The sequence below is a fragment of the Hymenobacter sp. genome, assembly GCF_036388155.1.
Taxonomy (GTDB): Bacteria; Bacteroidota; Bacteroidia; order Cytophagales; family Hymenobacteraceae; genus Hymenobacter.
This window is the reverse complement of record NZ_DASVSI010000066.1, coordinates 15,537-40,822: the sequence shown is the minus strand read 5'-3', so window position 1 is coordinate 40,822 and position 25,286 is coordinate 15,537. Positions and strand designations below refer to the sequence as shown.

General features: G+C 57.4%; 21 protein-coding genes and 1 CRISPR repeat array. Of the genes, 10 read left to right on the top strand and 11 right to left on the bottom strand.

All coding sequences use genetic code 11. The features are described from left to right. Positions 1–145 precede the first annotated feature (145 nt). The gene (locus tag VF629_RS09475; protein WP_331058233.1) at positions 146–823 is read left to right on the top strand and encodes a CRISPR-associated endoribonuclease Cas6; all 678 of its coding nucleotides are present in this window, start codon (positions 146–148) and stop codon (positions 821–823) included. A 187-nt stretch (positions 824–1,010) separates the two neighbouring features. On the opposite strand, the gene VF629_RS09470 is transcribed toward VF629_RS09475, so the two are convergent. Then, positions 1,011–1,322: a hypothetical protein gene (locus VF629_RS09470; protein WP_331058232.1), complete on the bottom strand. Its 312-nt coding sequence runs from the start codon at positions 1,320–1,322 to the stop codon at positions 1,011–1,013. Positions 1,323–1,611: 289 nt separating this feature from the next. Between VF629_RS09470 and VF629_RS09465 the strand changes: the two genes are divergently transcribed. From VF629_RS09465 to cas2, 7 genes are all read left to right on the top strand, one after another. Beyond that, positions 1,612–2,331, top strand: coding sequence for a hypothetical protein (locus VF629_RS09465; protein ID WP_331058231.1), 720 nt, complete (start codon positions 1,612–1,614; stop codon positions 2,329–2,331). Then, entirely contained in the window at positions 2,324–4,039 is a 1,716-nt protein-coding gene (locus VF629_RS09460; RefSeq protein ID WP_331058230.1) for a hypothetical protein, read from the top strand. The genes VF629_RS09465 and VF629_RS09460 overlap by 8 nt, the downstream gene beginning before the upstream one ends. A gap of 23 nt (positions 4,040–4,062) precedes the next feature. Continuing rightward, positions 4,063–5,007 carry a type I-PGING CRISPR-associated protein Cas7/Csp1 gene (cas7p, locus tag VF629_RS09455; protein ID WP_331058229.1) on the top strand — a complete coding sequence of 315 codons (945 nt, stop codon included), beginning with the start codon at positions 4,063–4,065 and terminating at the stop codon, positions 5,005–5,007. 26 nt (positions 5,008–5,033) lie between these two features. Beyond that, positions 5,034–7,346 carry a CRISPR-associated helicase Cas3' gene (gene cas3, locus VF629_RS09450; protein WP_331058228.1) on the top strand — a complete coding sequence of 771 codons (2,313 nt, stop codon included), beginning with the start codon at positions 5,034–5,036 and terminating at the stop codon, positions 7,344–7,346. Positions 7,347–7,463: 117 nt separating this feature from the next. After that, positions 7,464–8,012, top strand: a complete 549-nt coding sequence (cas4, locus tag VF629_RS09445; RefSeq protein ID WP_331058227.1) for a CRISPR-associated protein Cas4 — start codon at positions 7,464–7,466, stop codon at positions 8,010–8,012. A 28-nt stretch (positions 8,013–8,040) separates the two neighbouring features. After that, on the top strand, positions 8,041–9,051 hold the full coding sequence (gene cas1b, locus VF629_RS09440) for a type I-B CRISPR-associated endonuclease Cas1b (RefSeq protein ID WP_331058226.1): 1,011 nt from the start codon (positions 8,041–8,043) through the stop codon (positions 9,049–9,051). Positions 9,052–9,055: 4 nt separating this feature from the next. Beyond that, a complete protein-coding gene (gene cas2, locus VF629_RS09435; protein WP_331058225.1) occupies positions 9,056–9,319 on the top strand; it encodes a CRISPR-associated endonuclease Cas2 in 264 nt (87 codons plus the stop codon). 204 nt (positions 9,320–9,523) lie between these two features. Continuing rightward, a CRISPR array of direct repeats spans positions 9,524–13,580; the repeat unit is 29 nt; unit sequence GCTTCAATCGGACTGAGTGGAATTGAAAT. A 107-nt stretch (positions 13,581–13,687) separates the two neighbouring features. Here the strand turns inward: cas2 and VF629_RS09430 are convergent. From VF629_RS09430 to allB, 9 genes are all read right to left on the bottom strand, one after another. Then, on the bottom strand, positions 13,688–15,391 hold the full coding sequence (locus tag VF629_RS09430) for an amidohydrolase (protein WP_331058224.1): 1,704 nt from the start codon (positions 15,389–15,391) through the stop codon (positions 13,688–13,690). A gap of 290 nt (positions 15,392–15,681) precedes the next feature. Further along, on the bottom strand, positions 15,682–16,230 hold the full coding sequence (locus tag VF629_RS09425) for a hypothetical protein (RefSeq protein ID WP_331058223.1): 549 nt from the start codon (positions 16,228–16,230) through the stop codon (positions 15,682–15,684). Positions 16,231–16,344: 114 nt separating this feature from the next. Continuing rightward, positions 16,345–17,784 (bottom strand): DUF6986 family protein, encoded by a 1,440-nt coding sequence (locus VF629_RS09420; protein ID WP_331058222.1) that lies wholly within the window; start codon positions 17,782–17,784, stop codon positions 16,345–16,347. A gap of 108 nt (positions 17,785–17,892) precedes the next feature. Continuing rightward, the gene (uraH, locus tag VF629_RS09415; protein ID WP_331058221.1) at positions 17,893–18,231 is read right to left on the bottom strand and encodes a hydroxyisourate hydrolase; all 339 of its coding nucleotides are present in this window, start codon (positions 18,229–18,231) and stop codon (positions 17,893–17,895) included. After that, complete coding sequence (uraD, locus tag VF629_RS09410) at positions 18,228–18,737, bottom strand: 2-oxo-4-hydroxy-4-carboxy-5-ureidoimidazoline decarboxylase (RefSeq protein ID WP_331058220.1); 510 nt, start codon at positions 18,735–18,737, stop codon at positions 18,228–18,230. The genes uraH and uraD overlap by 4 nt, the downstream gene beginning before the upstream one ends. Beyond that, positions 18,715–18,999 (bottom strand): hypothetical protein, encoded by a 285-nt coding sequence (locus VF629_RS09405; protein ID WP_331058219.1) that lies wholly within the window; start codon positions 18,997–18,999, stop codon positions 18,715–18,717. Before VF629_RS09405 ends, uraD begins: the two co-directional genes overlap by 23 nt. Before the next feature lie 94 nt (positions 19,000–19,093). Then, a complete protein-coding gene (gene allE, locus VF629_RS09400) occupies positions 19,094–19,834 on the bottom strand; it encodes a (S)-ureidoglycine aminohydrolase (protein ID WP_331058218.1) in 741 nt (246 codons plus the stop codon). A gap of 174 nt (positions 19,835–20,008) precedes the next feature. Next, positions 20,009–21,259: an allantoate amidohydrolase gene (locus VF629_RS09395; RefSeq protein WP_331058217.1), complete on the bottom strand. Its 1,251-nt coding sequence runs from the start codon at positions 21,257–21,259 to the stop codon at positions 20,009–20,011. A gap of 4 nt (positions 21,260–21,263) precedes the next feature. Next, positions 21,264–22,601 (bottom strand): allantoinase AllB, encoded by a 1,338-nt coding sequence (gene allB / locus VF629_RS09390; RefSeq protein WP_331058216.1) that lies wholly within the window; start codon positions 22,599–22,601, stop codon positions 21,264–21,266. Between the two features lie 56 nt (positions 22,602–22,657). On the opposite strand from allB, the gene pucL reads away from it, so the two are divergent. Both pucL and VF629_RS09380 read left to right on the top strand, forming a co-directional pair. Then, positions 22,658–23,515, top strand: a complete 858-nt coding sequence (gene pucL, locus VF629_RS09385) for a factor-independent urate hydroxylase (RefSeq protein ID WP_331058215.1) — start codon at positions 22,658–22,660, stop codon at positions 23,513–23,515. A gap of 112 nt (positions 23,516–23,627) precedes the next feature. Further along, complete coding sequence (locus tag VF629_RS09380; protein WP_331058214.1) at positions 23,628–24,629, top strand: XdhC family protein; 1,002 nt, start codon at positions 23,628–23,630, stop codon at positions 24,627–24,629. 6 nt (positions 24,630–24,635) lie between these two features. On the opposite strand, the gene VF629_RS09375 is transcribed toward VF629_RS09380, so the two are convergent. Next, a complete protein-coding gene (locus tag VF629_RS09375; RefSeq protein ID WP_331058213.1) occupies positions 24,636–25,202 on the bottom strand; it encodes a DUF4136 domain-containing protein in 567 nt (188 codons plus the stop codon). Between the last annotated feature and the right edge of the window lie 84 nt (positions 25,203–25,286).

Sequence of the window (25,286 nt, the reverse complement as noted above, 5' to 3'; positions counted from 1 at the left end):
CCAAAAAAATTAATGCGTTTACAGACAGCAGTTTACTAAAAATATTGGCTTATAAAGAAAATCGTATTAGTAATATTCGATAAAAGCTAACGTACTTACCGCCGGAATTAGGTCCGCTATTTCTCCAGCTATCTACCCGGCAGCCATGCGCTTACAACTATACCTGGAAGCCCCCGAACGGGTTCCCTTTGACTATCTGCCCACGTTGGTGGGCGCCTTCAACCGCTGGGCCGGGCACGACGCCCACCGGCACGACGGCCTTTCGCTCTATTCCCTGGCGTGGCTGAGCGGCGGACGAGCCGGACGCAACGGCATTGATTTCCGCGAGGGCGCCAATTGGTTTATTTCGGCCCCCGATACCGAGCTCATTCACCAGCTTGTAAGCGGCGTGATACGAGAGCCGGAAATTGGCCTTGGATTGCGCGTACGGGACGCCCGCATGCAGCGCGCGCCCGAATTTGCTCCCGGTGAGCAAGCCTTCCGCGTGGCCAGTCCGGTCTTCATCAAGCACCTCTCACCCGAGGCCAAGCTCGGTACGCCCGCCGACCACCTCCTCCCCGGCCACGCACTGGCCGACGAGCTGCTCACGGCCACCCTGCGCCACAAGCTTCGGCAGGCCGGCCTCGATGACGCGGGAGCCGCCGTGCGCTTCGACCCCGCCTTCATCGCCACCGCGAAGTCCAAGCTCTTCCGCTACAAGCAGGTGCAGTGCCGCGGCAGCATCTGCCCGGTGCTGGTGTCTGGGTCGGGCGAGCAGATTCAGTTTGCCTGGGAGGTTGGCGTGGGGCACTCGACCGGGATTGGGTGCGGGGCGCTGGTGTAGCGCGGACATGAAAAAAGCAGCCGGGTGAGGCTGCTTTTTAGGTCGTTTTCTGGTAGTATGTAATTACTCTTTTTTGGCCGCGGCATCCTTCATGCGTTGCAACACCGTTTCCTTGCTCACTGGCTGCCGGGTAGCTATCAGCTTATCCCAGGCTTCTTTGCGGGTAAGGCCCGGTAGTAGCGGCGACTCAGCTTGCAGCCCGGCCGCAGTAAAGTTCTTGGACTTGGAGTTCATCGGCAACAGCAACGTCGTGAATGGTGAACACGTCGTCGCTATACGACAAAGCTACCAACAAGAACCGAAGTTTCTCGGTGTAGCCGATAAGAAAGTAATGGTTGTCGCTGAGTGGAAAAGTGGCGCTATTGTACCAATGCTGACTTTTCAGTACCGCACTTTGAATTTCACCATCAGCAATTTGAGGAATACCCGGCCCCGTTTGCCTTTGAGCAAGTGTGAGGAGGCTGAAGTTAAAGCGCCAGTTTGGGGAAGGCTCGTCCATACAAAAAGCTTAAGCAGTGTAATCGTAACAAGCCCAAGACCTACTATCAGGGCATAGCCAATAGGACAAAAAGCTTAAGCAGTGTAATCGTAACCCAGATGGGCGGGCAGCCAAAGCTACCCGCCCGTGCCAACTAGTCCGATTGAGTTCTCTAGTTCAACAATTTAAATTCCAGGCAGCGGCTCAAAGATAACAGGCAACAGCCACAAGAACTCCAAAAAACTATTCTCTAGTTCAACAGGGAATAAAATCATACCTTTCACACTTCACTACCTTAAATCCATTGGCTATGGACGTCTTACCACTTGAGCTTTTGCTACCGCCGCCGGATTTTGGCACGTCTGGTTTGTTAGAAGTAACCGCCCTGGCACCCTTGTCGATGGTTGCCAAGATGCCAGGCAAGTACTACACCGGTCAGTCGAAACCCACCGAGGTCATGCTACTTGGTGCATTGGAAAATGCTTTGGGCTGGCATTTGGGTGAAATAGAGCGGAACCAGCTTATTAAAACGCTGGAGAAGAAACACAAACGTAAGGCGCAGGCATCCGGCGTAGGCTTTCGCAGCCTATTGCAATGGCATGTGCGCTTTGGGGTGATGGTAGTACCGCCTCTGCTGCATTACGATGACCTGTGGACGCAGCATCTAAAGGGAAAAACATTTGTGGACGGCAGCCGCAACTACGATGCGCAAGCTATTCCTTTCATGAATGCCAAGCGAGGGGGAAAGGTGACAACCTCGGACGCAGCAAAGGCCCGCAAGGGAGCCGATGCGCTGACCGATTTTCAGGAAGGTGATGAAATAAGCATCACGGTGCTTCGGCCCTACTTTCCACAGTATTATTCCAGCCCCACGTTGCGCGGTTATGTTGAGCCCCAAGAAGCTTACCGGGTACGAATTGAAACGTCAGCGGCGCTAGCCGCTGCCTTGCGGGCGGCTATTGCTGACCCCGCCGCACCGCTTTATCTGGGCTCAAACGACGGTTGGATTGAACTTGACTGGCATGAGTAAGAAATCAACGGATGTCCAATCGGACCAAATGGGCCTATTTGACGAGATTGTTCTACCCGCATCACAGCCACTTGCCCCTGGGCTGGGTGGCCTGGGCTTGTCAGATTTGAGCGCAGAAATGCTACACTCCTATCCGCGCTACGGGCTGGCAGTAGCCGCTTACCTGTCCCGATTAGCCGATACAGTGACCGAAGCCGAATTGCGCGGGGCACTGGTGCGGGCCATTGAAGCCGGCCTAGGAAAATTTCGGATGCGGACGTGGAATAGCTCACTACATGACAAGATATTGAAGTTTGAGCCGGTTCGATTGAGTGACCTTATCGATAAACCACAGTTGGTGCAATCAGCGGGCTTGGCTGCGCAAGGAATCTACCTGTTTCCTACACTAGTCACTACGGACGGGGGAGCAAAAGACACATTCCGCAATGCCCAGGAGATAATCAAACTACTGCGTGATGCAACGTCCCTATCGGCCACATTTACCCTCAGTCGCTCGTTTGCGCCAACTACGGCTAAAGTAAATAATGGGACGGCCTCACAAAGCCCGCCAACCGGCACGTTGTTGGAAGCTAGCTGTGCCCTTATTACAACTATCACACCCCTTAAGCCCGCTTCGTGGCCAGGAAGTAGCAATACGGTCATTATTCCCGACCTGCCTTTGCCGCAACTTCGGGAGTTTGTGGCGGTATTTGAGGGAATGCTAAGTCAGGAAACGGACGACCTGATGCACACGCGGGAGCGTGCGATAACAGTAGCGGTGGAACCGAAGGTAACAGGCAAAACCACTAAGCCCACTGCCCCGGAATTTCGCCGGCCCCGCCTGCATTCGGGCAATTATCCTGATGCGCCACGTGATGCGGGGGCTTTCGGCCCGGTGGGGCTGCTTGCAGCCATTGGGCGCTGGGCGCGGCGCACCAAGCAGCAAGGCCGGGGCCGGGTGGTACTGGATATGCTGGCTGGACAGCCGCTACACGTCATTTCTTATGACCAAATAGGCCAGGTGCGGTTCGACCATCACACCACACGCCTGGCAATGGACTACGACCTGACCAGCATTGTGGATTCGCTGTATCTGGGCACCGGTTTTTACTCGGAGGCCGGTAATCCCGGTACCCCGTTCGGCAAGCCGGAATTCAAAACGTTCTGCCTGATGGCGAGCCGCTTCCTGCAAAGCTTCACTACCGCTGCTTTCGTTGATTTTTTGGCTTTTCGAGCTGAATACGCCGCTGAAACCGAACCACTTTTTACCGAATACTTCCGCACCATGAAACCTGAAATTGTAGAATCAGCCGGCGAACTTGGGCGCTGGCTCAACCGCACGGCGTATTTCGCAGCCAAAGCTGAAGCCGAAGAATTTACATCCAAGAAGAAGGGAAAAGACCAGCAAATCAAGGAGGCCAAAGCAAAAATCCTAGTGGTACTGGAGAGCGCCGCGCTGAGTGCTAAATCGCCCGAAGCCATGATGTCGCAGGTACTTACTCAGGCCGGGCGTATGTCGCTGGATGAAGCCCCATTGGAAGCAAAGCGGTTTGTGGACGCTGCGAATACGGGAGAAATCACCCATGACCAAGCCAAACATCTCCTGATTGCTTACATGCGACTGCGAAGCGCAGGCAAAAGCAAAGCAGCAGCGGATGAAACCGAAGAGGCTGCCGGGGCCGACGAAACGCCAGCATCCGAAAATCACGCCCACTCAAGCATCGAATAGACTCACTTCAACCCTTCTGCACCATGATTATTAAAGGTATTCTCATTACGATGCTGGCCCCGATGAGTGACCACATCGCTAACGCGGGCGAAAAGCTCTTGGGCAACGCTTCATCCATCAAACGGCGGCCTGACGGACGCGTGTACATTTCGGGCCAGATGCAGCGCCACGCGTTGTTCTCGGCCCTTGACCGCCTTAATGCCGACGACGAAGGACGGGGCCAAACTTACGTGTCGAACGGTGACGGTGTAACGAACGTCGTGGAAACCGATTTGCGGGCCGACCTCGGTGGCTTTTTGCAAACCTCGAAGGAAACCTATTCGGGGCGGCGCACGGCGCCGGTTTCGGCCACGCCGGCCGTAGCGCTGGAATCGAGCAGCATCGGGCGCGATTTGCTGATTCGGTTGAAGATGGAAGCCGAAGGCGACTCAAGGGGCCAGGCAGTAGCAACCCGTGAGTTTTCGCAGGATGATACGATGCTGATGAGTTTCTTCGTGGACGTGAGCGCCGTGGGTATCCGCAAGCGGTTTAGCTATGAAAAAGAACTGCACGTGCGCACGGAATATGTCCGTCATACCAGCGAAGAGGAGCGCAAGCGTCGTATTCGGCTAGCCTTGGAAGCTACCGCCGCCTTGACTGATTACGCCAACCAAGCCCGTAATGCCACCAGCGGCGAGCCGCAGCAGGTGCTGCTGGTATTCGATACGCGCCTCTCGCGCAAGGCCAGCCGCTATTTTAAGGCTTTAGCGGTCGAGCAGCGCAACATTCTGGCAGAATTGACGGCGCGGGGAGCGGTCTATTTCCTCGGCGACGACACTGCCGAAAACGGGGACAGCACCGCTACGGCTTACCAAAAAGCGCAGGATTTTCTGGCCAGCAATAGCCTCTACGACCCGGCCCCCGGCACAACTGTTCAAAGCACCGCGGATTTCGAAAAGAGCATCAAGCCAGAAAAAGTTGCCAAATAAAGCTGCCACGCCTCACCACTTACTCAATGGAACTGCTGGCGAAGCCCGACGGAACGACCTTGGCCGACCACACCCAGCACGTGCGCGACGAAGTGGCGCACGTGCTGGCGGCACGGCCTTATCTGATTTACAAATACGCAGTTCGCACGGGGCAAAGCCTGCTGGCGCTGGTCGATGCCTGTGCCCGCTGGCACGATGAAGGCAAAGCACATTCGGCCTGGCAGCAAGCGTGCCGCAAAGATTTTGAAGATTCACAGCGAACAGGCAAAGTTCAAGGCTTGCACTTGCTAAAAAGTGGCGTTCGCCACGAGTTTGCCTCGTTGGTAAAGATGCGTAAAAACGCGGGTAACAATTGGTTGCCGGCCTCTGCTTATGCGGCCGTGGCCGCGCACCACGGCAAGCTGGGATTTCGACACCAAAAGCGCTGGGCCGACGACCCAACATTTGCGCCCTTCTGGCATCAGAAATTCTTGCCCCTCAGTGCCGAATTGCAGCCCGATAAGGCGGCAGATTTTGACCAAGCCATTGCCCGACGCTATGAGTATGGGGGCCTGCGGGCTTTGCTGCGGCTGGCCGACCACCGCGCTAGCGCGCAAGAAGCCCACCGGAACACAAAAACGCCAGCGGTGCCAAAACTGGGTGCCTTTCGGTATAAGTTTCCCTGGGCAAAGCCAACCGGCGTTCAGGAATTGATTCCTCAATTCTGGGACGAACCGTTTGCGTTGCTGCGGGCACCTACCGGCGCCGGCAAAACCGATGCGGCGCTGCTCTGGGCGCAGCGGCAAGTAATGACAGGCCGGGCTGACCGTCTTGTGTGGGCAATGCCCACCCGTTTCACGGCAAATGCGCTTTATATCAGCACGACGGAAACACTAAGCAGCACCGGGATTTATCATTCCAGCGCATGGTTTCTGGCCCAGCAGCGCGAAAAAGAACAACATGGTCGGGGCGAGTATTCCGCAGCCTGGAAACAGGAACTGGATTATGCCCGCCTGTTCGAAACGCCAACTACCGTGACGACTATAGACCAGCTTTGTCTGGCCCTGACTGCCACCCGCGAAGACCACCATGCAACATTTTGGAACATGGCGCATTCATGCGTCGTGGTTGACGAAGCCGACTTTTATGACGATTTCACGCAACGTAATCTGGTGGTGCTGCTACGGGCATTACGACTGTTGAACGTACCGGTGCTATTGATGAGCGCCACCCTGCCAGCCTCTGCGTTGGAGTTGTATGCGCTATCGGGACTGCGAGCGGCCAAAATATGGGAAGACCTGACGAATTACGACCGCATACGCTTTCAGTTGCACCGGGCCGGGCCGGCCGAACTACCCGACGACCTGGCACCGCTGCTCGAACGTGGTTTGAACGGTGAGCCACTTATTATTTACGCCAATACGGTGGGGCGAGCACAAGCTTACTGGGACTGGTTTCAACACGCTAAAATGAAGCATCCTGTGGTGCTTTATCACTCGCGTTTTACGGAGCCAGACAAAAAGGACGTCGAGCAAAAGCTACTGGCAATGCTCGGCCCCAAAGCGTGGGAAAATGATGTACCAACCGGTGTAGCCATTCTAACGCAAATCGGCGAATTGAGCGTCAATATCAGCGCCGACCTGATGCTGGCCGATTTGTGCCCAACCGACCGATTAGCACAACGCGCAGGCCGATTGTCGAGGTTTACAAAGCGGTTTGATAAACGGGGCGAAGTAGTAGGTGAGTTACACCTAATAACGCCCCATAAAACTGACAAGAAAGGGGACAAAAGCTTCTATCCTGCTCCGTATGGTCATTATCGGCAAGGTCAGGGCTGGATAACCAGCGCGGTTCTGGAGCAAGCTGAGGCACAGCTTATTCCCGGTGACTACTCCGCCCGGCGCCTCGTAGATTTAGTGAATGAACTGTACCCCAAAGTGGTCGAAGAAAACACCGACGTATGGGAAAACCGCAGGGCACTGGAAGATGCCATTGTCACGAATTGGCTATTACTTCCTAAAGCTGAAACCGACCAAGAGGACGAAGAGACGCACCGCTGGAAAAGTCGCGACATTGGTCCGCAAAAAATAGTGTATGCCTGCACTAATTTTTCCTTCATTAATATAGATGGCGACCCTAGGGTTTTCACAAACTCCTTCGCTTTTCGGGAATGGGCTTTACCCCATGCCATTTCAATTTCAGTATATGATTTCCGCCGCGCACAACAGGCCGGAAAGCTGGAAGAAATCACCATTCACGTAAGTCAGGAAACAGAAGTAATCTGGACCGTGAAGACACACTATTACAACTCTTTGCAAGGCCTCCGCTTTGATAAAGAGCCGAGTGAAGCAGATGAGTAACGCAAAAGGCCGTTACAGCGGACGGCCTTAGTAGCAGATACCCAATTTCATAGCCGTCGCCAGAGGAGTTATTGGGCCTTACCACGCAGAGATACCCGTCATTGTCTGATTCTGCTCATGCGCATCACCGGCAAGCACATCAACTACTACCACATCTGCCACCGCAAGCTGTGGCTGTTTCACCACGGCATCAGCTTCCAGCAAACGCACGATAACGTGGCCGATGGCACGCTGCTGCACGAAACCGCCTACCCGCAACGCGCCAAGCGCTACCGCGAAATCCAGATTGAAGGCATCAAGATTGATTTTTACGACCCGCACGACCGGGTGGTGCACGAAATCAAGCGCAGCAACAAGATGGAGCAGGCCAGCATCGCCCAGTTGCAATACTACCTGCTGGTGCTGGAGCGCCACGGCGTGGAAAATCCCACCGGCCTGCTGGAATACCCCAAAATCCGCCGCACCGAAACCGTTGTGCTCACCGAGGCTGACCGCGCCGCTATCGCGCAATGGGAGGCAGCCATCGAGCAGTTGGTGGAGCAGCCCACCTGCCCGCCCACCATCAACAAGCCTTTCTGTAAGAACTGCAGCTACTACGATTTCTGCTACGTGAGCGAAGCCGGCGTGGAGTTGGACCTGCCGCCGCCCTCGCACGACACGCTATGAAGTCCCGGTTAATCAACGTCAATCAACGATGAAGAAAACCTACTATCTATTTAATCCCGGCCGCATGAGCCGCGACAACAATACGCTCAAATACACGGCCTACGACGAAAAAGGCGCCGAGGGCCAGACGCGCTTTCTGCCCGTGGAAGACGTAGCCGACTTCTACGTTTTCGGTTCTCTTGATGCCAACAGCGCCTTGTATAATTTTCTGGGCAAAAAGGGCATTTCGGTGCATTTCTTTGATTACTACGAGCACTACACCGGCTCGTTTCTAGCCAAGGAATACCTGCTGGCCGGCAAGCTGCAAGTGGCCCAGACCAGCCACTACACCAACGGCAAAAAACGCCAAGCGCTGGCCCGTAAATTCGTGGAGGGTTCTGCGTTCAACCTCTTAAAAAACCTGCGCTACTACCAGAGCCGGGGCCGCGAAGTAGCCGCAGAACTTGCCCAAATTGAGTTGTATGTGGCAGCCCTGCCCCACGCCACCAGCATACAGGAACTGATGGGCTACGAGGGCAACATCCGCCAAACCTACTACCGCTGCTTCGAGCAGTTGGTGAGCGTGCCCGGCTTCACGTTCGGCCAGCGCAGCACCCAACCGCCCCAAAACGAGTTGAATGCTTTACTGAGCTTCGGCAACATGCTGTGCTACGCGGCCTGCCTGTCGCAAATTTACCACACCCAGCTCAACCCCACCATCAGCTTCCTGCACGAACCCGGCCACCGCCGCTTCTCTTTAGCCCTCGACCTGGCCGAAATCTTCAAGCCGCTGCTGGTAGACCGCACCATCTTTCGCGTGCTCAACAAAAAAGAACTCCAGCCCCACCATTTTGTGCGCGAACTCGACGGCTGCCTGCTCAAGGAATCGGGTCGTAAAATCTTCGTCGAAGTCTTCGCTCAGCGTCTCAAAGAAACCTTCCGCCACCGCCGCCTCGACCGCATCATCACCTATCAGCACCTCATCAAACTGGAATGCTACAAGCTGACCAAGCACCTGATGGGCATCGAAGAATACCAACCATTCAAATCCTGGTGGTAAGTTTATGTATGTACTACTCGTTTATGATATTCGCGAAAAGCGGGTCGGCAAGATGTTGAAGCTCTGCCGGCGCTACCTAAATTGGATTCAAAACTCTGTGTTCGAGGGCGAAATTTCGGAAGTAAAATTGAAGGAACTGCTGCTGAAAGCTGAAGCGTTTCTGGACCTAAAGGAAGACAGCGTGTTAATTTTCAAAAGCCGCAGCCAGCAGTGGCTGGAAAAACAGGTTCTGGGTCAGGAACGCAGCAAGCTGAGCGATTTTTTGTAACGCGCCAACGTCGTCGCCTTTCTTACATCAGGTAGCAAAGCATGGCGCTGGGCTACTTACCAGCTCTAACTACCTGATAATTTGAGTCGTCGCTCTCCAGTGGTTCTCCATTTACCAGCCACCGACGACTCTTACCTTTCTTTTTTATTGCGAATAAGTTTAATCCTGCCTGCTTAGGGGTATTTTTGTCGCGAAAAGCGACGGGCTTCAATCGGACTGAGTGGAATTGAAATAAATATTTGCACCTGTTGCACTTCGCAATATACATCGCTTCAATCGGACTGAGTGGAATTGAAATTGCAAACCGATGTAAATTCCGCGAATTTGCTCGCCAGGCTTCAATCGGACTGAGTGGAATTGAAATCGCTGGCGCCTTCGTTGATGGCTTCCGGACCAAGGAGCTTCAATCGGACTGAGTGGAATTGAAATAATGCTTCGCTAATCAACGAATAAAACGATTTTCCCGCTTCAATCGGACTGAGTGGAATTGAAATGTTGCTTCGTAGCAAATGAGCAAGCCAATTCAACTTGCTTCAATCGGACTGAGTGGAATTGAAATTAGTGCGTTGCGCGTCGTATGATTGCGATTTGTACGGCTTCAATCGGACTGAGTGGAATTGAAATCAGCCAGGGCCAAGTGCATTGCTAACCAAACGATTAGCTTCAATCGGACTGAGTGGAATTGAAATGTAATTACGGGCAAAGTAAAAATCATTTGCGACGACGCTTCAATCGGACTGAGTGGAATTGAAATGGGGCCAATAATCGCAGACGGCGTAAACTCCAAAATAGCTTCAATCGGACTGAGTGGAATTGAAATGTCTATTTGCAAAAGAAATGTAGATTCAGCGCCTTTGCTTCAATCGGACTGAGTGGAATTGAAATGGGGCCAATAATCGCAGACGGCGTAAACTCCAAAATGCTTCAATCGGACTGAGTGGAATTGAAATTTGCAGGTAACCGAAATAGGCGTTGCGGGCTTCATGGCTTCAATCGGACTGAGTGGAATTGAAATGCGCTTTCTATTACGTGCGCTTGCTTAACAATTGCGCTTCAATCGGACTGAGTGGAATTGAAATTGACGCTCCCTACACTCGCTCACGCCTGCGGGGATGCTTCAATCGGACTGAGTGGAATTGAAATCGGCTACCGCTGCGAGTAGCAACGCAACCAACAAGAGCTTCAATCGGACTGAGTGGAATTGAAATGACTGGCAAAAAGAGAAGTTTGCAAAGTATTGGAATGCTTCAATCGGACTGAGTGGAATTGAAATATTTATTTGCGAGAAATTTTAATGCCGACAACCATAGCTTCAATCGGACTGAGTGGAATTGAAATAGCCAGGGCCAAGTGCATTGCTAACCAAACGATTAAGCTTCAATCGGACTGAGTGGAATTGAAATAACGCGACAACCTTGGCAGCCGGAACCGCCGCAAGTGGCTTCAATCGGACTGAGTGGAATTGAAATCACTGGGCGGCGTTCGAGGCCAAAGGTGTCCATGTAGCTTCAATCGGACTGAGTGGAATTGAAATCGGGAACGCCGGCAAAGGGCAGCACCGCCTGCCAGGGCTTCAATCGGACTGAGTGGAATTGAAATGGCTAAGTAATCCTCGTCTTTGCCCGCAGCAGCGGCGCTTCAATCGGACTGAGTGGAATTGAAATACGCCGGGGTAAAGGTCGTTGCGGAACGGCCGCAAGCTTCAATCGGACTGAGTGGAATTGAAATGGAAATCATTCAGGAGCGCAAAACGGGCAAGCTGCGGCTTCAATCGGACTGAGTGGAATTGAAATATCATGGGCATGCGGTGGGAGTTGAAAGTGAAGAAAGCTTCAATCGGACTGAGTGGAATTGAAATTCGATGTGTTTGTCCAGGTCACGCAGGGCCACGCGCGCTTCAATCGGACTGAGTGGAATTGAAATTGGCGACGCGGCAAGAAGTCGTGGACTTGGTGCAGCGCTTCAATCGGACTGAGTGGAATTGAAATTGCATTTTCCAGTTCGTGTACTGCGACAATGCCGAGCTTCAATCGGACTGAGTGGAATTGAAATAGCGCACACGTGCAGCAGGGAACCTTCGCACGTGTAGCTTCAATCGGACTGAGTGGAATTGAAATCGAGGATGCCGCGGGCCATTAGCGGCGGCGGCGGGTGGCTTCAATCGGACTGAGTGGAATTGAAATAGCGCGTGCCGTCCGGGCTGGTGAGCACCGGAACCAGCTTCAATCGGACTGAGTGGAATTGAAATGGCTACTTTGGTGGCGTGGTACTTGCGCTCGAGCAAGCTTCAATCGGACTGAGTGGAATTGAAATCGTCGTGCCAAGACACGACGGGGCGGGAAGCCGATGGCTTCAATCGGACTGAGTGGAATTGAAATATCCAAACCTGGAACAGCCACCCCGCAGGAAGCCGAGCTTCAATCGGACTGAGTGGAATTGAAATATCTCAGCGGTGTAGGTGCTGGCGGGCTCCAAGCCGGCTTCAATCGGACTGAGTGGAATTGAAATGGTAAGCACGTCGAGCTGATTCCGGTAGGGCCGGCCGGCTTCAATCGGACTGAGTGGAATTGAAATGGTGGAACGCTACCGCTTCGAAGCCCCCGCGGCGACGCTTCAATCGGACTGAGTGGAATTGAAATTTGCTGTCGAGCCACACGCGGCGCACGTTGGCGGGGCTTCAATCGGACTGAGTGGAATTGAAATTGCCCACGCTGGCTGACATTGCCGCCGCCACCGGCCAGCTTCAATCGGACTGAGTGGAATTGAAATAAATCGGCCACGGCATCAAGCAAGGCTTCCAAGGATTGCTTCAATCGGACTGAGTGGAATTGAAATTGAACACCGGGCTGAGCAACAAGCTCAACAAGAAAGGCTTCAATCGGACTGAGTGGAATTGAAATATTGGCCCGGCTTCGGCGACCACTTCAGTTGGAAGCGCTTCAATCGGACTGAGTGGAATTGAAATAATGCCGTGGCGTCGCGCACGATGTCTTGGGAAAGCGCTTCAATCGGACTGAGTGGAATTGAAATATGAGGGAGTTGTTGTTGTAGGACTGCAGCGGGAAGGCTTCAATCGGACTGAGTGGAATTGAAATTGCACAAAGCAGGAGCCGCACCTGAGCAAGTCGGAGGCTTCAATCGGACTGAGTGGAATTGAAATGCCTTTGACGTGTACGCCCGCCCCGACGCGCTCACGGCTTCAATCGGACTGAGTGGAATTGAAATCGCGCAAGCGCGACGCAGAAGTGCGTAAAATGTTGTGCTTCAATCGGACTGAGTGGAATTGAAATGCTTGGCCTGGATGTTTTCCGCGCTGAGCAGCTCCGGCTTCAATCGGACTGAGTGGAATTGAAATGGCCCGAATAGCATTGAGGAGTTTCAGCTAGCAGAAGGCTTCAATCGGACTGAGTGGAATTGAAATCTGCGGCAGCGAGATAGATTTGCCGGGCTTGCGCTAGCTTCAATCGGACTGAGTGGAATTGAAATCGCCCGCCATCGCGGTGTTTAGGCTTGAGGAAAAACGCTTCAATCGGACTGAGTGGAATTGAAATAGAACAAAATACTGGAAGTGATGCAAGGGGACGAGAGCTTCAATCGGACTGAGTGGAATTGAAATGTCAACAGCCATTTGCTGTCCACTGAAGGAAACCGGGCTTCAATCGGACTGAGTGGAATTGAAATCAATCAAGATGCAGGCGACGAACATCCACAGAGTGCTTCAATCGGACTGAGTGGAATTGAAATTGTGCTCGAACAGCTGCACAAGTTCGGTATCGCCACGCTTCAATCGGACTGAGTGGAATTGAAATCACACATCGAGCGTTTAACCTTACCAAGCACTCCGGCTTCAATCGGACTGAGTGGAATTGAAATTTCGGCTTCGGCGCGGCCCGCAGCCTGTTGGGCGGCGCTTCAATCGGACTGAGTGGAATTGAAATGCTAGGGCGCTGACGTAAGCCAAGGCCGTGCGCAGGCTTCAATCGGACTGAGTGGAATTGAAATTTCGATGATACCGGGCAACTTCGTGTCGAGCCCAAGCTTCAATCGGACTGAGTGGAATTGAAATGGTGGTCGAGGCGGTGAGCGTTGAGCCTGCCGGGGTGCTTCAATCGGACTGAGTGGAATTGAAATGGCATAGGGCCCGGCCGTGTCCGGCAGGCCTACCGTGCTTCAATCGGACTGAGTGGAATTGAAATGCCGCTTCCCCTCTAACTCTTTTTCCGCTTGCCGTTGCTTCAATCGGACTGAGTAGAATTGAAATTTGTTGGAATAGTTGTCGCTGCCCAGATAGAGCGGTGCTTTAGTTGGACTAAGCGGAATTGCATTTACTCCTCAGATGTAGCCGGACTTTCCATGCGGCGGCGGTCGCTACTTCAGCTTCGGCTTAGCCGGGGGTGCCATTGGCTTCCTTGCCGGGCGCGGCGCTGTCCCGCTGAGGGGCACGCCGCGTTTTGCTTCGTACACCACCTTGCCGCCTATCATCGTGAGTTCGCTCACGGTGCCGGGAAGCGCGGGCAGCGGCACCGTGAAAATGTCTTGCGAGAGCACGGCCAAATCGGCCAGCTTGCCGGGCGTGAGGGTGCCTTTTTCTTTCTCCTGAAACTCGGCGTAGGCCGCGCCCGCGGTGTAGGCGCGCACGGCTTGCTCGCGGGTGAGGGCCTCTTTGGGGTCGGCCAGCGTGGCAGCAAACAGCAGGTTGAGAAAGGGATTTGACGGGCCGTCGGAGCCCAGGGCGAAGGGGATGCCTCCGTCCAGCAGCGAGCGGAAGCTGGCGGGAATGTCTGCGGCCGCGCCGTGCTCACGGTTCATGTCGGCCACGAAGTGCGAAGGGTTTTGCACCACCACCACGCCCATCGCCTTGGCGCGGGGCTGCAAATCGGGCGCCAGGCCGTCGCCGTGCTCGAAGCGCACCCGCTTGCGTTGCCAAGTGGCGTCATCGGCCAGCTGGCCCATGAGGCGGAGCACCAAGCTCGCCGTGCTGTCGCCCACGATGTGCAGCATCAGTTGGTCGGAGCTGCCGAGGGACTGGCGCAAGAGGGAGCGCACGGTGTCGACGGGAAAGTTGAGCTGGCCGTACCAACCGGGGCGGCCGGGGTAGGGGCGGCGCATCAGGGCCCCGCCTTCCAGCGGGGTGGCATCGAGCACGTACTTGCGGCCTTCTACCCGCGCCAGCGGCGTGGGCCGGCGGTTGATGCCTTCCCACTCCTGGTGATTGATGCCCTGCGGGGAAGTCATGAAATACGGCATGATGCGGTGCCGCAAAGGCAGTTGGGCGGCCTGCACCACGCGCACGGTCTGGGCGGGGGGCAGGGTACCGGCCATTTCTTGCACGCTGGTAATGCCGAAACGCAAGGATTCGGCGCCGTAGGCTTTCAGCTGCTGCACCCAAACGGCGTCGGAAATCTGGCCGTGTAGCTCGCGGCGCGGGACCCAGCTGCCGTATTCCAGCAGCGAGCCGTTGAGCTGACGGGTGCCGGCGTAGCGTTCGTAGGCTCCGCCGAGGGGGGCCGCGTCGCCGTCGGCGATGTGCATCTGCTGCAACGCCACCGAATTGACCACGCAGCCGTGGCCCCACGGCGTGTGCAGCAGGATTGGATGATTGGCCGTTATCTGGTCGAGCTCCGTGCGGCGCATTTGCGGGTCGAGCAACGCGGCTAAGCCTATTTCACCTTCCAGCCACGTGCCGGGCGGCACCCGGCGCGCCAGCTGCGCCAGCGTGTCGAGCACTTGCGCCGAAGTGGGGCCGGCCAGCATGGGCGCTTTAGGAAACCGGAAGAACCGGCCCAGTGGGCTGCCGGCCGGCAAGTGCGTATGGGCATCGTTGAACCCGGGCACCACCGTGCGGCCCCGCAGGTTGATGCGGCGGGTGCGCGGGCCGGCCAGCCGGGCAATTTGGGCGGTAGTGCCCACGGCCAGCACCCGGTCGCCGCGCACGGCCAGGGCTTGCACGTAGGGCCGGCTGGGGTCGGAGGTGAAGATTTTACCACCGGTCAGCACGAGGTCGGGCGCAACGGTTTGGGCCCGGGCAGACCCGATGAGCAGCAATGCGGCTGCCAGCAGTAGATTTTTCATGACAGAGCAGCAATCCAGTAAACCATTCAGTCCCCGGCAGTCCGCAGTTTTAAACTGCCGAGACCGGTGAAAGTAAATAGTTCATGGCAGCTATTCCTACTACTACTCGAATATTCCAACCGCCACTCAAAATCAGGCCATTGCAGGAGCACCGCAAGCCCAGCTCAGGCCCGCCTCCCGTCAAAGTATTGCCAATGCCTTGGCGGAGCTAGCGGGGCTCCACTCCTACCACGATGCTCCCGCAGGCCGAACCCTCACGAAGTGCGCGGCACCGCAACGCGTCGGAATACCTAGTCGCCGCTGGTTTCTGCGGTGTTGGTGGGCGCCGAGGTTGCTTCGTCGGTGGGGTTTTGGCTGTGCATGCCCAGGTGTTCGGTCTGGGAGGGGTCGGGCTGGCGGTAGTTGCCGCCCCCGTAGCCGCCCGCGAAGGGGTTGCCGTCGGCATCGAAGCGGCGGTCCGACAAGTCTTCGCGCCCGCCGCTGGTGCCCAGGCCGCCGCGGTGGCCGCTTTGGTCGTAGCCGCGGTCTTCATCGCCGTTGTAACCGGCGCGGCCCTGGCCGTGGCTGCGTCCCACGGTGCCGTAGGTTTCGTCGGGCTGCCCAGCTACCTGCCGGCGTATTTCGTCGAACTCAGAGCCAATCCGAGAAGTCCTGCCGCTTTCATCCCCCGCAGTCCGGTCGTCGGCAGCCCGGCTACCATCGGTCCGCGCCAGCACCGAGGACATGTCGCCGGGGTTGTCTTCGGGTGCCGAACCGGGGCCCTGGCCCACGTCATTGCCTAGCTGAGCGGGGTCGGTAGGTCCGTTGAGTTCGTCGTCGGGTTGCTGTGCGGTCGTCATGCTTGGGCATTAGCTGGTTGTTAAGGAGGAAATCTCCTCCTTTTGCATACTTCGCCAGCCCGGGAAGGTTATGTGGAGCTTACCCCGAACCCAACCGCCTGCAGATAGGCCGCGCTAGGCCACGGTCTGCTTGCGCCGCCCTTCCAGTATGCGGAAGAACGAGCGAGTGTTAATTTCCTCGCGCGTCAGCCCAGTGGCTTCGATTTCTTCTTCCGAAATGGCGCCGCAATTCAGCGCTTTCAGGAAGAAGTTGAGTAAGCCCTGGCCGGTCGCGGCGTCGTCGAAAATGTCGCCGGTGAGGGTGGAAATGGCGGCCCGCTCCACGAAGGTTTTCAGCCGGTGCACGGCGTCGTCGTAGCTGCTGAGGAAGAAGTTGTAGGTGGCGGCGTAGCGCATGGGCAGCTGCGCGGGGTTCAGGTCCCAGCCCTGATACATGCCGTTGATGAGCGAGTGCGTGGTGTGGTGGTAGGCCTGGCGCCAGGCGTTGTGCACCGATTCTTGGTTTTCGCGCAGCTGGGCGTAGCTCAAGTTGTCGCCGCGGTGCGGGCCGATGGGCATCACGTTGGTGGCGCCGTCGGAGAGGAAAATGCCGGTGCCACCCAGCGCCACCTTGGTCATGTGGTGGGCAAAGTCGCACACGGGGTGGGCCATGGTCTGGTACTTGGCCGTGATGCCGCAGCTCGCGGTGTAGTCGTAGGTGCCGAAGTGGGCGGCAATGCAGCGCCCCTCGCTGGCCCGGATGATGCGCATGAGCGGGTTGCGGCCTTCCTCGTCCATGATGATTTGGGTGGCTTCCACCATGGTTTCCATCATGAGGGTGCCCGCTTGCAGGCTATTCGCCCGCTCCAGCAGCTCAAACAGGCGCACCATTGTCGTCATCTGCTCCGGGATGGTCACTTTGGGCAGCATCACCACGAAGTTGTCGGGCAATTTCCCGCCGGTTTCGCCCAGCAGCGTGGTCAGGAAAATGTCCAGGGTGCGCACGCCACGGGCCTTCATGTCCTCGGTGAAGGGCTTGATGCGGATGCCAATGAACGGCGAGAGCGTGCCCTGCGCCATGCCCTTGGCCACTTCCTGGGCGGCACGCACGGCGGTTTCGTCCTCCTCGGCGTCGGGGCGGTTTCCGAATCCGTCCTCAAAATCCACGCGAAAGTCTTCCACGGGCTCGCGCTGCAGCTTCTGCACAATCTTGTTGTACACGGAGTAGGCTAGCCAGGCCGGCTCCTGCTTGCGCTCGGCGGGCGTCATGGCGTCGAGGCGGGCAGTGAGGTCGGCGATGTCTGTTGAGAGCGTGGGCAGGTGCTCGTGGTTTTTCAGCTGTAGCACCCGGGCCAGCTCCACAAAATTGGGCGCGTAGGTCTGCAGGTTGTTGAGGGCAATGTCGCCCATGCGTTTGCAGGTATCGGCCTTGAACAGGTTGGCGCCGCCGTACACGGTGTGCACGGGCTGGCGGTCGGGCTTGTCGCCGGGGTAGGTTTGCTGAAAGTGCCGGTTGGCCACGCCCAATTGGTCGAGCAGGGCGGTTTTATCGGAGTCTGGTAGGCTGAGTTTCATGTTGGAATTAAGTGGATGTAGCGTGAAGCTCCAGCTTCGCGCATCGTCGAACAGTAATCGTTTTTATGGCCGGCCGAAACGCGAAGCTGGAGCTTCACGCTACATTGTTCAGGAGCCGCGGTACGTGGCGTACCCGAATGGGTTCAGCAGCAGCGGCACGTGGTAATGCTCGGTGGTTGCTACGTCAAAAATGATTTCTACAACCGGGTAAAAGTTAGCCGTATTGTCCTGCGCAAAATATTCCTGCGTAAAGAATTTCATTTTATAAATTCCCGATTTCAACCGCGTTTCCTTGGCTAATAAATTGGCAATTCGCCCGTCGTTATTGGTCACGCCGCGTGCTATTTCCTGCCAAGTATCGCCGGCTTGCTGCAGCAGCGCAATGGTCACTCCGGCAGCGGGCTTGCCTTTGGTTGTGTCGAGAATATGCGTCGTTATCTGGCTCATGCGGTTAATACTTTCTCCAGGCGAATGCGGGTAATTTTATCCTGTTCGCCCGCGGCAATTAGTATTTCATTCTCGGGCTTATTGGACATCCGGGCTTGCAGCAGCGCGTGCATTTCATCGGCCGTTTTCCCCGTAGCACAAACAATGAATAGGTAGCCAAACTTCTGCTCATATTCAGTATTGCCCGCGGCCAACGCTTCCAGGGTTTCTTGTGAGGCCTGCTTCACCGAAGCCTGCTCGCCTTCGGCCCACGCGCTGGTGCTTGCGAACTTCTCTCGCAATGCGGCCACGTCGCCTCCTATTTTAGGGTGGTGCGTGAAGGCTTCGCGCCAGTCGGCTTCCGTCAATTTGTTCCACTGCGTTGTGGCTTCGGCCATCAGCTTTTCAGCATCGGCGACGGGGAACAAGGCGACCATATTTTCTACCCATGCTGTGGAGCCGCAGCATTTCTGCAGGGCTTCGGCAAGGCCCGGTTTGGGAAGGTTATTTAATTCGAGAAGAGTCATCAACTATTTCTTTTTCGCGCAGTTCTGGATGAGCAATAGTGCGCGACATAAATTCAACGGTGCCTTTGTCGCGGCGGGCTTTTTCGGCGAAAGCAATTCCAATTATACAACCAGTTAGTCCCACCGCACTGGCCAGGACAGCGCCCCAAAACCCGCCCAACCCCAGCCAAATAAGCGTGCCTGCAATTGCAGCGATAATGGCTGGAGAAACAAAGATTTGCAGCCAAGCCAGCACCGAGAATAACCGTTCAATAAATTTCATTGCATTCGAAATTAGTTGCGCGGCAGAGATGCTTCGACTCCGCAGACGTCAGATGAGCAGGACGTTTTATTTTGCGCGGACTACAAAGTCCGCGCTACATCACCGTCGGAAACCGGTTCACGTTCTTGTAGTAGATGTACACCGACGGCTCCTGGCCCATGGCGGTGGCCCACTGCTGGCAGTAGGGCGCCATCCAGATGGAGTCGCCTTTTTTGACGGGGTACCAGCACTGGTCGAGCATGTAAATGGCCTGGCCTTCCAGGTACATGAGGCCGTGCTCCATGATGTGCGTTTCCACCATGGGCAGGTTGCCGCCGATGCCGTAGGTGAAAATGTTCACGGCCATGTCAAAGCCCAATTCGTTCGGCAGCAGTTCCTGGATGCGCAGCGCCTCGTCGTTCATGTACACGGGTGCTTTGCTGTAGTCGCGCTCGCCGAAAAACACGCCCGGCGTGGCGTGGCCCGCCAGTGGTTCGTACACTTTGTGAAACGTGAGCAGTTGCGTGCCGGCGCTCGGCTGCGTGAATTCATAGGCTTGCCCAACCGGAATGTACACGTATTGCCCCACAGCCAACGTGCGGGTTTCGCCGCCCACCGCCACCTGCACCTGGCCCTGCACCACGTAGAAGAAAATCTGCGAGGCCTGCGTCTCCCCCACCAATCGGCCCGCGTCGGTCAGCGTAATCAGCGTTTGGCACAGGCGGGCGCCCATCTGCTCGTTGATGATGACGTTGACGGTACAGCCCGTCCAGCCGGGCACGTTGCTGTTGATGTAGCCATCGGGGGCGATGATGGCGTGGTTGCGCTTTACGACCGAGCGGGTCAGGGCCGACATTTCCATGTGCTGGGTGGGATGAAAAATGAGGTGTGAAATGGAAAAGAGTAAAACAAGCCGCCCTGCTCAGCTGGCGTCCGCGGAGTCGAGGCATCTCTACCGCAGCACTAAATCAAATTAGCTACGCAGGATGGACGCTTCGACAAGCGGACGCCGGCTGAACAGGGCGGTCTTTCACTTTTCATGCTTGGCTTTCAATTGATAAATGAACCGGTCGGCCACAGCCACGGCGGCGGCCAAATCGGCTAGCTCCACGTTCTCCAGCGGGTTGTGGCTGATGCCTTTGTAGCAGCGGATAAACATCATGGTAGCCGGCGCCACCAAGGACACTGGCACGGCGTCGTGGCCAGCGCCGCTCACCAGCGGAATGGTTTCGTGGCCGCGCTCGGCGATGGCTTGGGCCAGCAAGCTGTTCAGGTCGGCATCGCAGATTACGGGCGCGGTCTGCTGCACCGGCTGCCACTCCAGCTGCACGTTGCGGTGGCCGGCCGAGGCCTCGGCGTGGCCGCGCAGGAAGTCATGGGCTTGGGCCAGTTGCTGCTCGTCGGGGCTGCGCAGGTCGAGGCTACACGTCACCTCGCCAGGAATGACGTTGCTGGCCGACCGGCTTACCGCCAGCTTGCCCACGGTAGCTACCAGCCCGCGGCCGTGCACTTGGGCAAATTGCTCGGCCGTGAGCACAAACTCAGCCGCGGCGCACAGGGCGTCTTGGCGCATGTCCATGGGCACGGTGCCCGCGTGGCCGGCCATGCCCCGAAATGTGAGTTCCACGCGCTGCTGCCCGGCAATGGCCGTGACCAGCGCCACCGGCACCTGCCGTTCCCACAGTACCGGGCCCTGCTCGATGTGCATCTCAAAATACCCCAGCCAATCAGCCGCCGGAATGGCATCGACAGCAATTTGATTTGTTTCGGCGCCCATAGTTTCGAGGGCTTGAGCCAGTGTGATGCCGTCCGCGTCGGTACGGGCCAGTAGGGCGTGGTCGAAGGAGCCGGCCACTACTTTACTGCCCAAGTAGGTGGTGTGGAAGCGCACGCCTTCCTCGTCGCTAAAGGCAATCAACTCGATGTGAAACGGCAATTCAACCTGCCGCGCCATAAGGTTTTCCAGCAAATCGAGCCCCATGAGCACGCCCAGCGGCCCGTCGAATTTGCCAGCATTAACCACCGTATCAATGTGCGAGGCCAGCACGAAGGTTTTGGCCCCGGCGAGTGGGCTTTCCAGCCGGGCACGCAAGTTGCCGATGCCATCCACGCGGGTTACCAGGCCGGCGGCTTCCAACCAGCTTTGCACCAAGGCGCGGCCTTCCAGGAAGGCGGGCGTTCCGAAAGTGCGCGTTACGCCGTTGGCGTCTTCGCTGATGGCGGCTAGTTGCTGAATGCGCTGCATGATGCGCTCTGCGCGCAATAAGTATTCTTGCTGCATCCAGCTACCGGGTTAGAAGTTTGCCTTGGTTGAGGTGGGTGAAGGCGGGGCGCTGATAAACCTGTTCGCCGCCCATGAATGTTAATTCCACCACACCCGCCAGTTCCTGGCAAATGTAAGGCGACACCTTGTGTTTGTGCTGAATCATTTCTTCGCTCACCACGAAGGTTTTTTCCGGGTCCAGCACCACCAAATCGGCGTCGAAGCCGGGTGCAATTTTGCCCTTGCGCTGGCTCAGACCGGCGAGCTTGGCGGGGTTCTCGCTCAGCCAGCGGGCCAGGTCCGGAAGCGTAGCACCGCGCCGGCGAGCGGCCGTCCACAGCACCGGCAGGGCCAGTTGCAGCGAGGCAATGCCGCCCCAGGCGGTGGCAAAGTCGCCGCTTTCGAGCTGCTTCAAGTCGGGTGGCGCGGGCGAGTGGTCGGTGGCCACGAAATCAATGATGCCGGACTGCAAGGCGGCCCAGAGCTGGTCGTTGTTGGCCTTCTCGCGGATGGGCGGCGCGCACTTGAACTGCGTCTGGCCGTCGGCAATGTCTTTGGCATTGAAGTACAGGTAGTGCTGGCCGGTTTCCACCGTTAGCGGCAGCCCTTTGGCCTTGGCGGCCGCGATGGGCGCAATGGAATTGGCCGACGACAAATGCACGATGTGCACCGGGCAGCGAAACTCCTCGCACAGACGAATCATCATGGCCACGGCGTCGTCTTCCCATTCCTTGGGCCGCGAGGCGAGATAGTTTGGATACGAGCGGTGGTCGTTCTGCTTCCAGGCATCATTATCATCCGACAACTCGCAGTGCACCAGCAGCGGCAAACCGTGCCGGGCCAACACGGGCATCACCTGGCGCAAATCCGCTTCCGTGGCATTCGGAAAATCAGCGATGCCCGAATGCGTCAGGAAAGCTTTAAAACCGAGCACGCCGGCCGTAATCAACGGCTCTATTTCGCCAGCGTTGCCAGGCACCACGCCGCCCCAGAAACCCACGTTGCAATGCAACTGGCCCTGCGTAGCCGCCCGCTTGATGGCCAGATTCGCCACCGAAGTCGTGACCGGGGCCGAATTCAGCGGCATATCAACCAAGGTGGTGAGGCCGCCGGCCAACGCCGCGCGGGTGGCAGTGTCGAAGCCCTCCCAGTCGGTGCGGCCAGGTTCGTTGATGTGCACGTGCGGGTCGATGACGCCCGGCAGCACGGCTAGGTTGCCTACGTCCACGAGCGGAACGCCGGGTGGTTCGGCGTCGTGGGGCAACACGTGGCTGATGCGGCCGCCTTGGAGGACCACTACGGCTTCGCGCACGCCATCGGGGCAAACGACGCGGCGGCTTTTCAGGGCGAGGTCGAGCATGGGGCTATGTTTTGCGCTACATTGGGGGCTTTTCAGCCCGAGATTATCAAAAACCGATGCGTATAAAACTAGGCGCCAACACGTACGGCAAAAATGCGGTCAACCTGTCGCGCATCATCCGGCACGAAGGTCATCACGAATTTCGGCAAGTGTCGGTGAGCGTGGCCCTGACGGGCGATTTCGACACGGCCCATACCGAGGGCGACAACTCCCTCATCCTGCCCACCGACACCCAAAAAAATACCGTGTACGCCCTGGCCCGCGAGCACTTCACGGGCACCGTCGAAGCGTTTGGGCTGGCGCTCACGCAGCATTTTCTGTCCCGCAACCCGCAAGTGACGCAGGTACGCATTGAGCTAGTAGAGCACCTGTGGCAGCGCATGGCCTTCGACGGGGTGGCCCATGCCCACGCCTTCACGGGCGGCGGCTCCGAAAAGCGCACCGCTGTGGTGACGCGCACGGCGGGCGGGGCCAGGGTCCAGGCCGGCCTAAAAGGCCTGATGCTGCTGAAAACGACAGATTCCGCCTTTTTTGGGTACCCCAAAGACGAGTTCACCGTGCTGCCCGAAACCACCGACCGAATACTGGCCACCGAATGCGAGGCCAGCTGGGCGTACGCTTCCACGGAGCTGGATTTTGAGGCTTTGCACCGCCGCGTTCGTCAGTCGCTGCTGCGCACTTTCTCGGAGCACAACAGCCTGTCGGTGCAGCACACGCTGTATGCCATCGGCGAAAAAATCCTGCAAGACAACGAGGAAGTAAAGGAAATCAGCCTCGTGATGCCCAACAAGCACCACATCCCCTTCAACCTGGAGCCGTTCGGCCAAGCCAACACCAACGAAATATTTGTGGCCACCGACGCACCTTTTGGGTACATCACCGGCACCGTGACGCGGGAGGAAGAAGCCAGCTAGCCTTGCCACACGGACAGAGCACAGAGAGGAATAAGGCCCACCCCACTCCCTGTTGAACAGAACCGCAGCGGGGTGGAAACCGCTTCCATAAACGCTTTTCCTGCTTTCCCTAATGCCCGCCACTCCCCGCGACTTGCCCGTTTGGGCCCTGGCAGCCGCCAGCCTGCGGGCCGGTACGCCGGTGGCGCTGCTGTGCGTGGTGCGCAGCGAGGGCAGCAGCCCAGGGCGCCAGGGCTTCAAAATGGCCATCACGCCCGACGCGGTGGCAGGCTCCGTGGGCGGGGGCATCATGGAGCACAAGTGGGTGGAGCTAGCGCGGCAGCAGCTCCGCGAAACCGACCCTGCTCCCCTGCTGCGGCCCCAGATTCACCGGCGCGAGGCCCCCGCAGACCGCTCGGGCATGATGTGCTCCGGCGAGCAAGACGTGCTGCTCTGGCCCCTGGCGCCCGCCGATTTAACCGCCGTCGACGCCATCGAAAAGGCAATGACCCGAGGAACTAGCGGCGCATTGCAACTAAGTGTGGCCCGCGGGCTGCAATTCCATCCCGAGAAGCCGGGGCTGGCCTCCCCGGCGGGTGCGGTGCCTTTCTACTTCTATCAGCCCGGCCCGCCGTGGAGCTACCGCGAGCAGATGGGATTCCGCGAGCGGCTCACCATTGTGGGCGGCGGACACGTGAGCCTGGCGCTTTCGCGCGTGCTGGCCACGCTCGATTTCCACGTAACCGTGCTCGACGACCGGGCTGATTTACCCACCTTCGACGCCAACGAGTTTGCGCACCTCCGGCGCATCATCCGCTACGAAGACGTGGCCCGCGAAGTCCCGGCTGGGCCCAACCACTACGTGGTGGTGATGACCGTGGGCTACCGCACCGATGCCGTGGTGCTGCGCCACTTGCTGCCCCGCGCCTACCGCTACCTGGGCGTGATGGGCAGCGCCGCAAAAGTGGCCGAGCTGCGCCGCGGACTAGCGGAGGAAGGCTTTTCCGAACAAGCGGTGGCCAAGCTGCGCGGGCCCATCGGGCTGCCCATCAGCAGCCAGACGCCCGAGGAAATTGCCATCAGCATCGCCGCCGAATTGATTCAGGTGCGACACGCGGCCCTTGGGGCCGGTTGAGCTTCTCTACCGGCCGCTTTCCTCTTCGGCATCAGACGCGCGGGGCGCGGTGCCGTTGGCAAACTCCTCGGTGAAGACGCGGTAGCGGTCCAGAATGGAACGCACGGAGCGTTTGAGCACGATTTCGCCCATCGGGCCTTCGGGCACGGTCACGCCCGAAGCGTAGCCGTTCCACACGGCCCGGTTGGTTTTCACGTCGATGAGGGTGACGAGCAGCGTGCCCTCGGCCAGCAGCAGGCGCACGGGCTCGTAGCCCTGGCGCTCCTCTTTGGGAGTGTCGTCGGTTTCCTCAACGTTGCGTTTAATCCACTGGGAAAGGTCTTCCTGCTGAAAGCCGTGGAAGTTCATGTCGCCCTGGTACACCCGGAAGTTCACCAGCATGTCGGGCCGCCGCCGGGCAACGCGGTAGCCCTGGGCCAGAAAACGCTGCTGAATGGCCTCGCGCAAGGACTTGCCCAGGCGGCTGCTGTCGGAAGTGAGGCCGGTACCGGTCACGAAGTCGTAGGTACGATAATGCCGAAAATTGCCGCGGTAGCTGTAATCCGATTCAACACGCGCTTCGCGGGTGGTCATGCACCCAGCCAAAGCAGTTGCAAAGCACATAACACATAAGTAGGTAAAAATGCGGGCCATTACAGTGGGAATTTAAGTTTGTGA